Annotated in this window: 15 protein-coding genes; 11 read left to right on the top strand and 4 right to left on the bottom strand. The window is 29.3% G+C overall.

The genetic code is table 11. The annotated features are described in order from the left end of the window. Positions 1 to 200 precede the first annotated feature (200 nt). The 11 genes from L992_RS01445 to L992_RS01495 all read left to right on the top strand — a co-directional run bounded on the left by L992_RS01445 (position 201) and on the right by L992_RS01495 (position 11,517). Positions 201 to 1,478: an ABC transporter substrate-binding protein gene (locus L992_RS01445; RefSeq protein WP_047394034.1), complete on the top strand. Its 1,278-nt coding sequence runs from the start codon at positions 201 to 203 to the stop codon at positions 1,476 to 1,478. 1 nt (position 1,479) lies between these two features. Then, on the top strand, positions 1,480 to 2,358 hold the full coding sequence (locus L992_RS01450) for a carbohydrate ABC transporter permease (protein WP_047394037.1): 879 nt from the start codon (positions 1,480 to 1,482) through the stop codon (positions 2,356 to 2,358). A 5-nt stretch (positions 2,359 to 2,363) separates the two neighbouring features. Next, positions 2,364 to 3,191, top strand: a complete 828-nt coding sequence (locus tag L992_RS01455; RefSeq protein WP_047394039.1) for a carbohydrate ABC transporter permease — start codon at positions 2,364 to 2,366, stop codon at positions 3,189 to 3,191. Positions 3,192 to 3,224: 33 nt separating this feature from the next. Continuing rightward, positions 3,225 to 4,718 (top strand): alpha-N-arabinofuranosidase, encoded by a 1,494-nt coding sequence (locus L992_RS01460; protein ID WP_047394040.1) that lies wholly within the window; start codon positions 3,225 to 3,227, stop codon positions 4,716 to 4,718. Beyond that, positions 4,715 to 5,686 carry a family 43 glycosylhydrolase gene (locus tag L992_RS01465; protein WP_047394041.1) on the top strand — a complete coding sequence of 324 codons (972 nt, stop codon included), beginning with the start codon at positions 4,715 to 4,717 and terminating at the stop codon, positions 5,684 to 5,686. Before L992_RS01460 ends, L992_RS01465 begins: the two co-directional genes overlap by 4 nt. 216 nt (positions 5,687 to 5,902) lie before the next feature. Then, complete coding sequence (locus L992_RS01470; protein ID WP_047380392.1) at positions 5,903 to 6,784, top strand: carbohydrate ABC transporter permease; 882 nt, start codon at positions 5,903 to 5,905, stop codon at positions 6,782 to 6,784. Continuing rightward, positions 6,774 to 7,592 (top strand): carbohydrate ABC transporter permease, encoded by an 819-nt coding sequence (locus tag L992_RS01475; protein WP_047394044.1) that lies wholly within the window; start codon positions 6,774 to 6,776, stop codon positions 7,590 to 7,592. Before L992_RS01470 ends, L992_RS01475 begins: the two co-directional genes overlap by 11 nt. Positions 7,593 to 7,598: 6 nt before the next feature. Further along, the gene (locus tag L992_RS01480) at positions 7,599 to 8,681 is read left to right on the top strand and encodes an ABC transporter ATP-binding protein (protein WP_047380395.1); all 1,083 of its coding nucleotides are present in this window, start codon (positions 7,599 to 7,601) and stop codon (positions 8,679 to 8,681) included. Continuing rightward, positions 8,681 to 9,967, top strand: coding sequence for an ABC transporter substrate-binding protein (locus tag L992_RS01485; RefSeq protein ID WP_047394047.1), 1,287 nt, complete (start codon positions 8,681 to 8,683; stop codon positions 9,965 to 9,967). Before L992_RS01480 ends, L992_RS01485 begins: the two co-directional genes overlap by 1 nt. A gap of 9 nt (positions 9,968 to 9,976) precedes the next feature. Then, the gene (locus L992_RS01490; RefSeq protein WP_047394052.1) at positions 9,977 to 10,741 is read left to right on the top strand and encodes a TIM barrel protein; all 765 of its coding nucleotides are present in this window, start codon (positions 9,977 to 9,979) and stop codon (positions 10,739 to 10,741) included. Next, positions 10,741 to 11,517 carry an HAD-IIA family hydrolase gene (locus tag L992_RS01495; protein ID WP_047380400.1) on the top strand — a complete coding sequence of 259 codons (777 nt, stop codon included), beginning with the start codon at positions 10,741 to 10,743 and terminating at the stop codon, positions 11,515 to 11,517. Before L992_RS01490 ends, L992_RS01495 begins: the two co-directional genes overlap by 1 nt. Positions 11,518 to 11,606: 89 nt before the next feature. Here the strand turns inward: L992_RS01495 and L992_RS01500 are convergent, their stop codons facing one another. The 4 genes from L992_RS01500 to L992_RS01515 all read right to left on the bottom strand — a co-directional run bounded on the left by L992_RS01500 (position 11,607) and on the right by L992_RS01515 (position 15,003). Continuing rightward, on the bottom strand, positions 11,607 to 12,086 hold the full coding sequence (locus L992_RS01500; RefSeq protein ID WP_052191822.1) for a flavodoxin: 480 nt from the start codon (positions 12,084 to 12,086) through the stop codon (positions 11,607 to 11,609). A 122-nt stretch (positions 12,087 to 12,208) separates the two neighbouring features. Continuing rightward, entirely contained in the window at positions 12,209 to 13,519 is a 1,311-nt protein-coding gene (locus L992_RS01505) for a sodium:solute symporter family protein (protein ID WP_047394060.1), read from the bottom strand. After that, positions 13,513 to 14,475: a biotin--[acetyl-CoA-carboxylase] ligase gene (locus L992_RS01510; protein ID WP_047394062.1), complete on the bottom strand. Its 963-nt coding sequence runs from the start codon at positions 14,473 to 14,475 to the stop codon at positions 13,513 to 13,515. Before L992_RS01510 ends, L992_RS01505 begins: the two co-directional genes overlap by 7 nt. A gap of 90 nt (positions 14,476 to 14,565) precedes the next feature. Next, entirely contained in the window at positions 14,566 to 15,003 is a 438-nt protein-coding gene (locus L992_RS01515; RefSeq protein WP_047384239.1) for an ACT domain-containing protein, read from the bottom strand. Between the last annotated feature and the right edge of the window lie 40 nt (positions 15,004 to 15,043).

The following is a 15,043-nucleotide window of genomic DNA, read 5'->3' on the forward strand; positions in this document are numbered from 1 at the left end:
CAGCTAGTATTAGAAATCCTTGGCATGCTAAAGAAGCGGCAAAAGCAGGAGCTCATATAGGAACAATTCCATATTCGACAATTATTGCGATGACGAGACACGAATTGACTGACAAGGGGATAGAAAGGTTTTTGAAAGATTGGGAAAATGTAAAAAGGTAGAGTGTAAAACAAAATTTGATTGAAAGGAGAGGGAGAGGTATGAAGAAAATAATAATTCTCTTCACATTCTTTGTTTTATTTATAATGGGGTGTGGAAAAAAAGAGACAGAAACATCAAATGGATCAAAAAAAATTACTTTATGGACATTCCAAGCATTACATGAAAAATTTTATAAAGAAATGGAGAAAGAATGGAATAAAAAGAATCCTGAAACTCCAATCGATTTAGTAGTTAGTGTAATGCCTTTTGATGATATGCATAATAAACTTCAAATAGCAATTCAAACAGGAAAAGGAGGGCCAGATTTAGCAGATTTGGAGCTAAGAAAATTTTCGACAGCAATAGAAGGTGAAGTTCAATTTTTACCTATGACTAAATATATAAAAGGAATAGAAGATGATTTAGTTATGTCTAGATTTGATTTGTATTCTAAAAATAATGAATATTATGGAATACCATTTCATGTAGGAGCAACAGTAACATATTACAATAAAGAGCTCTTAGAGAGTGCAGGTATAGATTACAATAAAATAAAAACATGGAAAGAATATAAAGAGGCAGGATATAAATTGAAATCTATTACGGGAAAGCCAATGGCAGCAGTGGAAATAAATGATATAATGGCAATTCTACCGCCATTAGTTCAAATGGAAGCAGATTATATTAATAATCAAGGAAATCCAGATATAGATAATCCTAAAGCAATTCAATTGTATAAAGAGATTCAACAATTATTAAAAGATGAAGTTTTAGTAGTTGCAGCAGGAGGATTTTATCATTCAGAAGAATTTTTTGGGATGGTTAATAATGGTGGAGTTGCAAGTTTAACAATGCCGTTGTGGTATATGGGAAGATTTGTAGATAGTATGCCAGATTTAAAGAAAAAAATTATAATTGCAAAAATGCCTATGTATGAAGGTAACTCGGTAGAGAGTGTAGGATTAGGAGGAACAGGAACAGTTGTTTTAAAAAGTTCTCCAAATGCAGAGTTGGCTTCGAAATATTTAAATTTTGCCAAAATATCAGAGGAAGGAAATACATTGATATGGACAATGTTAGGGTTTGATCCTGTTAGAAAATCAGTGTGGGATAGTGAGGAACTTCAGAAAAAAACTATGTTTGATGAGTATTTTTTAAATTCACCAATTGAAGTATTAAATTCAGTAAATGGTAAAATTCCTAGTGCTAAAAGAGGAGATAAGTTATCAACAATTGCAAATGAAGTGAGTACTAATTTATACAATAATATTTTTGAAAGTTTAGGTAATGTTGAGGATGAGGTAAGAAAAAGTGCAAAACGAATAGAAGGAGAATAATATGAAGAAATTTTTATATAACTTTAAAATTGCTCCATATGTTTTTATAGCACCGTTTATAATATCATTTACGATATTTTTTCTATTTCCATTAGTAAATGCAGGTATTATGAGTTTTCAAAAAGTATTGCCAGGTGGTAATACTTTTATTGGAATAGATAATTATAAAAGATTAATAAATCCAACTTTTGGAAAAGCTCTTTGGAATAGTATTGTATATACAATTTTAACATTGATTATTTTAATTCCAATTCCACTGTTATTAGCAATTATTGTAAATAATAGTAAACTTGTGGGAACAAAAATATTTAAATCAATTTTATTCCTACCTGCACTGACATCAGTTGTAGTAGCGAGTATGATGTTTAGATTTTTATTTGGGGAGTTACCAACTTCTCAAATGAATATAATAGCTTCATTTTTTGGATATTCATCAATAAGATGGTTGAGAAATTCTAATTATGTTTTTCCAGTTTTATTATTTGTAGCTAGTTGGCGTTGGATGGGAGTAAATATGTTATATTTTATTTCAGGCTTACAAAATATACCTGAAGAGGTTTTAGAAGCTGCGCAGGTTGAAGGAGCAAATGTGTTTCAAAGATATTTTTATATAGTAATTCCAATGCTAAAACCAATAACAACATATGTTATAACAATAAGTATTTATGCAGGGTTGGCAATGTTTACAGAATCTTTGATGATATATGGAATTAATTCACCAAATGATATGGCCTTGACAATAGTTGGATATTTATACAAATTGGGAATTATGCAAAATAATTTAGGATTAGCCTCTGCGGTAGGAATGTTTTTACTATGTTTCGCTTTGATTATAAATTTAATTCAACTAAAATCTACTGGTTTTTTTAGGAAGGATTGATAAATATGAAAAATTTAGGAAAAGTTTTAGGATATTTAATAATGATATTTTTTGGAGTGGTAATATTATTTCCATTTTTACTTTTATTTTTAAGTTCATTAAAAAATGCTAAAGAATTATTTAGGACAGGAATGAATTTTTCAATATCATTATCAACATTAACATTTGAAAATTATCGAGAGTTATTTTTCGGAAGTTCAGAATATATGCGATGGTATTTGAATAGTTTGTTTATATTGGGAGTCCAAGTTCCTCTAAGCATTATATTTTCATCATTTGTGGCGTATGGATTTGCCATGTATGAGTTTAAATATAAAAAGATAATCTTTATCTTTGTTTTAATTTCTATGATGGTTCCTTTTGAAATTATAATGTTACCTCTATATTCAACAATAGGAATTATGGGATTATTTGATACATACACTGGAGTTATTTTGCCATTTATTGTTTCCTCATTTGCAATTTTCTTTTTTATGCAATATTTAAAAGGAATTCCTAAATCTTTAGTTGAGGCTGGAAGAATAGATGGATGCTCTGAGTATAGAATATTTTATTCGGTAATATTTCCAATAATGAAACCAGCATTGATAACAATGGTAATATTTATTGCGATGGGGGTATGGAATGGATTTTTATGGCCACTATTAGCTTTGACAACTTCATCAAAATTTACATTACCAATAGGATTATCCACACTCTTTACACCGTACGGAAATAATTATCAAATCTTAATAGCTGGAGCTGTATTTGCAGTGTTACCAGTAGTAATTCTTTTCTTTAGATTCCAAAAATATTTTATAAATGGAATGATTAGTGGAAGTGTAAAAGAGTAATTTTTTTTAATAAATAATAAAACGGGAGATAGAATGAAAAATAAAACTAAAATAAAAGTAGAAAAAGATTTTATAATTTCAGAAGTAGATAATCGTCTTTTTGGATCTTTTTTAGAGCATATGGGAAGAGCAATCTATACAGGAATATATGAACCTACCCATCCTTCGGCTGATAAAAATGGATTTAGAAAAGATGTGATTGAACTTATAAAAGAGTTAGAAGTTGATATAGTAAGATATCCAGGAGGAAATTTTTTATCAGGGTATGAATGGACTGATGGAATTGGCCCTAAAGAAAATAGACCTAAAAAATTAGATTTAGCTTGGAGAACAATTGAAAGTAATCAGTTTGGAATAAATGAATTTATGGATTGGAGTAGAAAAACCAATGTAAAAGTGATGGGGGCTGTAAATTTAGGAACAGGAACACCCAAAGATGCAGCTAATTTGATAGAATATTGTAATTTTAAGGGTGGAACTTATTGGTCAGATTTAAGAAAAGAACATGGATATAATGAACCACACAATATAAAAGTTTGGTGTTTAGGAAATGAAATGGATGGACCTTGGCAAATTTGTCATTTAGATGCAGATGATTATGGAAAAAAAGCAAGAGAAACTGCAAAAATGATGAAATGGATTGATGAGACAATAGAGTTAGTAGTGTGTGGGAGTTCAGGACCCCTTATGCCAACATTTCCAGAATGGGATAGAAAAGTGTTAGAATACACATATGATCAAGTGGATTATATATCTTTACACAGATATTATGAAAATTTTGGAAATGATTTAGATTTTCTAGCTTCGTTTGCTGATTTTGATAAGTTTATAAAAACAATTATAGCGACGGTTGATTATGTAAAAGCTTTAAAAAGATCAAATAAAACGATTAATTTATCATTTGATGAGTGGAATATTTGGTATCTTTCAAAGGTTAAAGTGAAGGATTGGGAAGAAGCTCCTGAAATATTAGAAGATAACTATAGTTTGTTAGATGCATTGGTAATGGGTGGTCTGGTTATAACATTATTGAAAAATTCAGATAGAGTAAAAATGGGGTGTTTAGCACAGCTTGTAAATGTTATAGCGCCTATTTTTACTGAAAAGGATGGAAAAGCTATAAAGCAAACAATATTTTATCCATTTAAATATTTTGCGAAGTATGGAAAAGGTGAGGCTTTAACAACATTTATAAACAGTTCAAAAGTGGAAACTAAGTATGGGGCTGTAAATGAAGTAGAAGCAGTAACAGTTTTAAATAAAGAGAAAAAAGAAGTGACACTGTTTGTATTAAATATTAATTTAAATAATAAAATTGATACTGATATAGATTTAAATGGATTTGGAAAACTTGAGGGTATTGAGCATATTATTTTAGATGGAGATGATCTGCATATGAAAAATAATTTTGAAAATCCAGAAGCTGTAAAACCACGAATAATAAAGCTAGATGATAAAAAAAATAAAATTTCCATTCCGAAATGTTCATTTAATGTTCTTAGATACAAAATAAAGGAGGAGCTATGAGAAATGCCGATATTATAAATCCAGTAGTTTTTCAAAGAGCTGATCCATTTATATATTTACATACAGATGGGTATTATTATATGACTGCTTCAATTCCAGCATATGATGCCATTGAAATAAGAAGAGCAAAAGAGATAAAAGAGTTAGAGAGTGGAGAGTGTAAAATTATCTGGAAAAAGCATTTAAATGGAGAGTTAAGTAATTTAATATGGGCTCCAGAAATTCATTACATAAATAATAAGTGGTATATATATTTTGCGGCTGCTCCAAATGATGAAATTCATTCAGAGCATAAAACATTTAATCATAGAATGTTTGTTATAGAAAATTCAAGCAGTAACCCTTTTTTAGGAGAATGGGAGGAGAAAGGAAGGATAAAAACTCATTTAGAATCATTTTCATTAGATGCAACAATTATGAAATCAGAAGATAAACTTTACTATATTTGGGCACAAAAAGATCCTTCTATTGATGGAAATTCAAATATTTATATATCACTTATGAAAACACCTTGGGAATTAGAAGGAGACATAGAACTGTTAACTGTTCCTGAGTTTGAATGGGAAAAAAAGGGATTTTTAGTAAATGAAGGACCGGGAATACTGAAAAATGATAAATATACATTTTTAACATATTCAGCAAGTGCTACAGATGAGAATTACTGTGTGGGAGTATTAAAATTAAGAAATGGAGACAATCCATTATTAAAATCTAATTGGGAAAAAAGTATAGTTCCAATATTCGAAAGTGATGTGGACAATTTAAGGTTTGGACCGGGGCACAATAGTTTTACAAAAACAAAAGATGGAAAAGATATTGTTGTTTATCATTGTAGAGATTATAATACATTTGATTGTGATCCTTTATATGATCCAAATAGACATACCTGTATTCAGATTATTGAATGGAGTGAGAGAAATGAACCTATTTTAGGGAAACCACTGCCGTTAAAAAGAGAAATGAAGTAAAAAAAGTTAAAAATAGAAGAGTATTACTTAAATGTTTAAACCCTTAGTTGATTAGGTAAATTGATAGAAGAGATGTCCTGAAGATATCTCTTTTTTTTATTTTTTACGCTTTTTTTACAAATTAGAACTATTTTTAACCTTAAATTAATTTTAGATTAACATTCATCTGGTATTATACTTTTGAAGTTTGAGAAAAAAATAATTTAAGGAGAAGTGATGAAAAAAAAAGAAACACTCTTGGCAACACTATTTTTAATGCCAGCATTAACAATTTTTACAATTTTTATATTTTATCCTATCTGTAAAACTTTCTATTTAAGTTTTTTCCAATGGAACATGATAAGTAAGAATAAGAAATTTATAGGGATGGCTAACTATCTTGATATTTTAAAAGAGGAGAGCGTCCATAAATCTTTGATAAATACATTTATTTATATAGGATTACTAATAGTTTTTAACTTTATATTACCATATGTTATAGCTTACATATTAGCATTTTTAGTAAACAGAATGAAAAGCTTCTACAGAACAATGCTATTTTTTCCGAGTATAATCTCGTTAGTTGTAGCTTCGTTAGTATTTGTATGGGTATTTAATCCCATGATTGGACCTATATCTAAGATATACCAACTATTTAATTTAAAACCACAATTTTGGCTAAAAACAAACGGTTTGGTAATGGTATTAATAACACTTATAACAGCTTGGAAAATATTTGGTTACAACTTGATTCTACTTTTAGCTGGGATATTAGAGGTTCCAACAGAGTTGATAGAGAGTGCTAAACTAGATAAAGTTTCAAATTGGAAGATTTTCTTATACATAGTTATCCCGATGACATCATCAACAGCTTTGTATGTGATGGTTATGACTGTAGTGTATGGTCTTCAGCAGGTATTTGTACCTATAAATGTTTTAACTCAAGGTGGACCGAACAATGGAAGTACAAACTTAGTATATAGTATATATCAATATGCATTTACATTTTTCCAAACGGGAAGAGCTTCAGCTTTATCGGTTATTACAATGCTTTGTTTCTTTATATTGATTTCAATAAAGATCAAAGTTTTAGAAAAAGGAGTTTATTATGAAAATTAAAGAGAGTAAATGGCATATTTTATTTCTATTAATAATAGGGATACAGATTTTCCCGTTGATATATATGTTATCAATATCATTTAAAAGTATGGATCAAATATTTTCAGATCCATTGAGTATAATTCCAAAAGTTATTACATTTAGAAACTATAAATATATCTTTGAGAATGTGACTATTTTTAGATATGTTTGGAATACATTTTTCATATCATTTTTGATAACTTTAGGGAAAATAGTAACGAGTGTGCTAGCAGGATATGTTTTGGCATTCAAAGAGTTTAGAGGTAAAAAAGCATTGATATTTTTAATATTAGGAACTTTATTTGTACCGTTCACAGTAACAATGATACCAAACTACCTTATGATATCAGAGTTAGGACTTTTAAATAGTAGTTTTGGAGTTATTTTGCCACAATTAGCTGATGGAATGGGAATATTTATGATTATTCAAAATATGAAAGGGATTCCAAAATCAATTTTAGAGGTAACAAAATTAGATAAGATAAAAGAGACAAAGGTTTTATATTATATAATTCTACCGATGATAAAGAACTCAATAATATCTATGGGAATACTGTTTTTTATAAACTCATGGAATGAGTATTTCTGGCCGCTATTAATATTAAGTGATAAGAAAAACTATACACTTTCGTTAGCACTTCAAATGTTTATAAGTTCAGAGGGTGGAAATGATTGGGGAGTTACAATGGCTATAGCGGGATTAACAATTGTGTTCCCAATAATAATGTATGCGTTCTTCCAGAAAAAAATAATGACAAGCTTTGTAAAATCAGGAGTAAAAGGATAGGTAATTATGAAAGAGATAAGATTTAAAAATATATCGAAGAGTTATGGAGATACAAAAATCGTAAATAGTTTAGATTTAACAATAAATGCAGGTGAGAGATTAGTTTTATTAGGACCATCAGGATGTGGAAAAAGTACAACTCTGAGAATGATTGCAGGATTAGAAGAGATAACGTCTGGAGATATGTATTTTGGTGATGAAAGAATAAATGATGTTGAAGCTGGAGATAGAGGGATAGCTATGGTTTTCCAAAACTACGCACTGTATCCTCATCTAACGGTTTGGGATAATATAACATTTGGATTAAGAATGAATGGTGTTGATAAAAAAGAGATAGAGAAAAGAACAACAGAGGTTGTAAAAATATTAAATCTTCAAGGATTGGAAAAAAGATATCCAAAAGAGTTATCGGGTGGGCAAAGACAAAGGGTAGCATTAGGAAGAGCAGCAGTAAAAAACTCAGATTTCTTTTTACTTGATGAACCTCTATCAAATCTAGATGTTCAATTGAGAAATACTTCAAGAGAGGAGTTAGTGAAGTTACACGAGATAAATAGACCAACATTTATATATGTAACACATGATCAGATTGAAGCTATGACAATAGGACATAGAATAGCAATATTAAATAAGGGGGATTTACAGCAGATAGATACTCCAGAAGAGGTTTATAAAAATCCAGCCAATATATTTGTAGCTAAATTTATAGGAACGCCTCCAATGAATATATTGACAAGTAAAGTTGCTGATGGGCAAATCTATATTGAGGACAGTTTTGTTAGTGCAGATATAGAAAATATCCCAAATTTAAATAATAGAAATTTAGTTTATTTAGGAATAAGACCAGAGCATATGATTGTTCATAAAGAGGATGGATTAGGAAGAGTACAGGGAGAAGTCATTAGAATAGAGAATTATGGGAATCAGAAATGTGTTTCGGTAAAAATAGGAAATGAAAATATCAAAGCATCTATAAAAAATGAACAAGATATAAAAAAGCACGAAAAAGTTTACTTAGAAATAGATGTTAAAAAATGTAGTTATTTTGATGTAAAAACAGAAAAAAATCTAATTTTGGAGGGAAAGTAATGAAAAATAATATTTTGAAAGGTGCTATACTAGGAAGTTTATTGCTAGTAGGATGTGGGAAAGAGGAGAAGGTTACGACTGCAAATAAGCCGTTAGAGATAGAGTATTGGCACGTAGCTTCAGAAAGTTTTGGTGGAGGAACAATAAAGGAGTTAGTTAAAAACTTCAATGAGCAGAATCCAGATATAAAAGTTATTGAAAAATTTAATCCAGATATGTATAAAGGTTTAACACAAAATTTACAAGTAGCCGTAGCTGCGAAGAGAAAGCCAGCAATAGTTCAGATGGGATACTCGTACTTAAATTATGCTCATGATAATTTTGACTTTGTAACAGCACAAGAGGTTGTAGATAAGTATTTCCCAGAAGATAAAGATTACTTCAATACAGAGTTTTTACCAAATATTTTAGAATTAGGGCAAGTAAATGGGAAGCAAGTAGGGATTCCTTACTCAATAAGTAATCCGATTATGTATATCAACTCTGATTTGATGACAGCTGCAGGAATTGATATGAACAATACTCCAAAAGATTGGGAAACAGTTAGAAAATATTCAGAGACAATAAAAGAAAAAACAGGAAATATGGGATTATTCGTTCAAGAGTTTGCAGATAACTGGGCACAACAGGCTTTAATGGAAGGAAATGGAGGACAGATTTTAGAGGAGAGAGATGGAAAGACAATTCCAACATTTGCTTCAAAAGAATCGGCAGCAGCATATCAATACTTAGCAGATATGGTAAAAGATGATATAGCTTTACATGCAACAAATGATGAAGGATTCCAAACATTTTTAAATGGAAAGTTAGGAATGGTTATCACAACGATTGGAAAAAGAGATAACTTCGAATCAAGTGCAAACTTTAAAATAGTTGGAGAGAAATTCCCACTGTTTGAAGGAAACTCTAGAAAATTACCAGCTGGTGGAAATATGTTAATGATAATGACTGAAAATTCAGATGAGCAAAAAGCATCTTGGAAATTTATGAAGTACTTATTAAGTGAAGAAGCTTCAGAAAAGTGGACTAAAGGAACTGGGTATTTACCATCTGCAATTCAAGATGAGAATAGTGAAATCGCAAAGTTTTTAAATGAGAATCAGCTTATGAAAGTTGCAAGTGAACAGTTAAAAGATATGGGGAAATGGGCAAGTTTCTCTGGAGCAAATGCTCTTCAAGCTGAGCAGTTATTGATAGATGTAAGAGATGTAATTTTAAGTGGACAGAAAAAAGCTGAAGAAGCTTTAAAAGAAACTCAAGAAAAAATAATGAATTTAGTAAAGTAGGAGAGCAGAATGAAAGAAAATATATTTGTAAGTGATCTTATATTTTATAACGATACAAAAGAGGAAACATTAGATTTTATAGAGAGAAATAGATTGCTAAATATGGAGTTTTTTTTAGAGCCAAGAGATTTTAATCATACAGAGAAGTTAAATTTTATTTTAAAGAACGCTAAATTTAACGCTTTATCTTTTCATGGACCATATAGATATTTTAATATAGATTGTAGTGATATTTTATGGGAAGAGTTAAAGCTAAATTTTGTAGAAGCTTTAATATGTTGTAAGAAAAATAATGGTGAATTTATTGTTCTTCATACAAATGAAGCTAAAAGAAAAGAGAGCTCTAAAAAAGATATAGAGAGAAAATTAGATGAATTACTTCTACTATCAAAAGAGATTGGAGTTCAAATTTTAGTTGAAAATGTTGGAGTGGGTAAGAATATGATTTATTCACAAAAAGATTTTGAAAAATTAGTTAAAGAAAAGCAGCTGAAAGTTTTGATAGATATTGGACATCTTCTAGCTAATAAGTGGAATTTGGAAAATCTATTAAAAAGTATAAAAGAGAATGTAGTTGCTTATCACATTCATAGTAATGATGGAGAAAAAGATCTACATGAATCGATATTCAATTCAAAGTTTGACGGAGAGAAGATTTTAAAAATTATAAAATCTGAAACACCGGATGCAAAATTAGTTTTAGAGTATTCACCAATTACAGATAAAAATATATTATTAGAAGATTTAAAGAGAATAGAGGAGATTATAGCTTAATGAAACAGTATAAAGGATATCTTTTTGATATAGATGGAACAATATTACTTGGAAATACACTTATTCCAGGAGCTAAAGAAAAAATAGATGAACTAAAAACAGCTGGAAAAAAAGTGGCATTTTTTACAAATAATTCGTCTAAGAATCCAGAGAGATATGTAGAGAAATTCAGATCAGTAGGGATGGATGTTGTTTTAGAGGATGTTATTACTGCTGGCGGAGTTCTTTTAAATCATATAAAGAAAAATTATATAGATAAAAAAATTTTTATAATAGGAACTGAGGAGTATAAAGATTTATATCGTGAAATCGGAATTGAAGTTGTAGAAAAAATTTCTGACTTTAAAAATCCAAATGTAGATATAGTTATTGTTGCTTTAGATCCAGAGTTAAATTTTGAGAAGTTAGAAATAGCGTGTAGATTATTAAAAAATGATGTGAAATATTTTGCAGCAAACGAAGATTTAGTATATCCCGTAGAGGATAAAGTATATCTACCTGATTGTAAAGCTATTTGTGATATGTTAGAGCTTTGTACGGGCAAAACACCGATTTATTTTGGAAAGCCAAATTCAATTATGTTGAGTTATGCTCTTGAAAGAATTGATTTAGATAAAGAGGAGATTGCTATAGTTGGAGATAGACTTTATACAGATATAGCTTGTGGAACTTTAAATGGTTGCGATACGATTCTTGTATTAACAGGAGAGGCAACAGGGCAGGAAAAAACCGATTTTAAACCAACCTATATATTAGAGAGCATAAAAGATATATAAATCAAAAATGGCGTGGAATAAAAACTTCCACGCCATTTATATATTCGCCATAAAAATTAATCAAATAATTAAATACAATTTACTAATTACTAAGATTTAAGAAATTCAATCCATGATTTGATTCTATCTTCTGTTAAAGAGCTTTGATTTGCTTCATCTATAACTAAACCAATAAATTTATCATTTTCAATAGCTGTCGATTCGTCAAAAGAATATCCATCAGTTGAAGTGAATCCTATAATTGTTGCTTCGGCTGTAGATGCAGCTTCATAAAGATCTCTCATTCCATTAACAAAGCTCGAAGAGAAAGCTTCTTGGTCTCCCACACCAATAATTGCCACTTTCTTTCCAGAGAGATTATAAGATTTTAAATTTTGTAGAGGTCCAATCCAATCATCCTGTATATCTCCAAATCCCCAAGTTGATGCAGCTAAAATAGCTAAATCGTATCCAGAAATTTTTTCAATATCTCCTGCATGAAAAATATCTCCACCTAATAAGGTTGCAACTTTTTGTGCAATAGATTCAGTAACTCCAGTAGTACTTCCATAAAAAACTCCAATTTTCATGATAAAAGCCTCCTTCAATCTTGTTAGTTTGATTATATAATAAAATATTTTGAAAATCAAGATATTTTTAAATAAAATTACAAGAGGTGGAAAACCTCTTGCAATTTAGAAAGTTATTAAATTTATTTTTTTCTTCCAAGCATTAAAGTTACTGAATTTATAAAGAATGCAAAGATTAAAATATAGTTTGCGTTGCTACCACCATAAATTTTTCCGAGTAAAGCTATTCCACCACCTAAAATAATAGCTCCAATAACAAATTCTTTTTTAAATCTAAAACCTAAAATTCCAGCAAAAGCAGGAATAATAAGAGCTCCAGAATAAACAGAAAGAGCTAATAAAAGAGAACTCAATATAAACTTTAATTTTAAAGCAACTAATATACTAAAAACTCCAAAAATAGCGATTGAAACTCTAGTTAATTTAATAGATTTTTTATTTTCTAAATTTTTTGTAAAAATCTCTGTAAATATAGATGCTGAAGTAAGCAAGCAAGTGTCCGCTGTTGAAATAATTGCAGATAACAGTCCAAAATAAAGTAATAAACTGATACCTTTTGGTAAAGTATGAGCAGCGACATGCAATAGTGGAGATTGTCCACCACTTAAATTTGGGTACGCACCAGCAGCATATATTCCAATTTTTGTTAAAATAAATGCCAGTGGTATTAAAACACTAATACTAATAATAATAGATTTTTTAGCTACCTCAGTATTTTTAGCACAAAAAATTCTTGAATATATATCCGGACCAACTAAGAAAGTTGATGAATATGTAAGAATTAAAACTAAAAGATCAAAATTATTAAATTTTTCATTTATGATATTAAGTGGAACATATTCTGAATTAAAATCAGGTAAAAATAAAAAACATAAGACTATTCCAAGTAAAATAAAAATAAGTTGAATACAATCAGTTTTTATTATAGAAAGTTGCCCACCTAAAATAGTGTAGATTATAAATATCGTTCCACTCAAAAGAACGCTTTCAAAATAAGAGAAGTTACTAATGATTCCCATAATTTGAGCGGCTCCCATGATTTGAGCAGCAACAATTCCAATCCAAGCGATAGAAATAATAAAAGAACTTAGAATTCTAACTTCATCTCCGTGGAAGCTACCCAATAATTCAGGTAGATTATACCCCTTAAATTTTTCAAATTTTTTAACGAGAGGTAAAAGCATTGATAAACCAAAGGATGCACATAATAAAAGCCATATACCTGCCCATCCAATATGATATGTTGAAGCAACATTTCCTAAAATTGCTGAGCTTCCAAGAACTGTTGCAAGCAGACTTCCAGTTACTTGAAAAACATTTGCTTCTCGATTTGCTATAAAAAAGTGAGAACTACTTTTTATTTTTTTGAAAGAGTTATACCCAATAGCTAAAATTCCGATAAAGTAAAGATTAAGAAAAACATTCTCTACCATTTAATACTAACCTCCCCTGCATAGAGTGTTTTTTTCGATCCAGAAATTGTGTCAACTATGAGGTAACCGTTATCATCTATATCAATAACTTTTCCAGAATTTTCAATCTCTTTTTCAAAAAATACTATATCTCTTCCAATTAAGAAAGATTTTTCTCTATATTTTTTTATTATATTTTCGTTATTTAAATCGTTTGTAATATCCATAATTTCATTTAAAATTTGTGCGATTAACTCATTTCTGTTTACAAAATACTCCTCTTCAGAGAATATTGATCCAGCTATTGTAGATAACTCTTCCGGGAAAGTAGTCGTATTAAAGTTTATTCCAATTCCTATAATAATATTTTCGATAGATCCACTTTCAAAGTCAGTAGTAGCTTCTGTTAAAATACCAGCTATCTTTTTATCTTCAATATATATATCATTAACCCATTTGATAAGAGTATTTTTTTGACAAAGTTCATCAATACTTTTTGTTATAGCGACAGCTGTAGCTATAGTTATTTTTAATGGATTTTCTAAAGCTAAAAGCTCGGGCTTTAAAAGAATACTCATATATATTCCCGTATCTTTTGGCGAAAAGAAATATCTACCTTTACGTCCTCTTCCATTTGTTTGCTCATTAGCAATAATTGTAGTTCCATGAGCTGGATTTTCAATTAAAAATCGTTTTCCATCTGTATTTGTAGAATCGATGCTGTTTTTTATTATAATCTCATTATCATATTTAAGGTTTTTTTTAATTTCAATAGCCGAAAGAGTATTACTTTTAGTAGGAATACAGTGCCCTTTTTTATTGACAGAAAGAATTGTATATCCATTATTTTTTAATTCTTTAATAGCCTTAGAAACAGCAGCTCTAGATATGTGAAGTTTCTTTCCGATGGCTTCTCCAGAGAGATATTGACCTTTATTCTCCTCTAAAATAGAGATGATAAGTTCTTTAGTTGACATATTTTCTCCTCTATATTTTTTCTTATATTTTATAATTAAAATAAAAAAATGTCAACTTTATCAAAAATTAAAAGTTGACATTTTTAAAGTTTATTCAAATGCTAAAAGTCTAGACATTTTGACACAACTTATTTTTTTTAGTTCGTGGACAATGTCTTCTGGAGGAAGAGTTGCAGAAGCAATTTCAAAAGATATAACAACAGATGCAACATTATTTATGGGAATATTTTGATTTATTGTAATAATATTACAATTGACAGATGATAAAAAATTTAAAACTTCTGAAAGTGCTCCTTTTTTATGAGAAAGCATAAGAGAGATTAAAGCTTTCTTACCGAGAGAATTATCAGAGGGAAGAAAGACAAAATCTTTATATTTATAATAAGTGCTACGGCTTATACCTACTATTTTAACAGCTTCACTAACATTTTGAGATTTCCCTTCTTCTAGAAGAGTTCTTACAGCAATTACTTTTTCTAAATAATCTGGAAGAATTGATTTATCTACGACTAAGAATTTTCCATTCATAAAAACCTCCGGATTTATATACGTTTTTTATAGTATAACT

The sequence above is a fragment of the Cetobacterium sp. ZOR0034 genome (assembly GCF_000799075.1).
Classification (GTDB): Bacteria; Fusobacteriota; Fusobacteriia; order Fusobacteriales; family Fusobacteriaceae; genus Cetobacterium_A.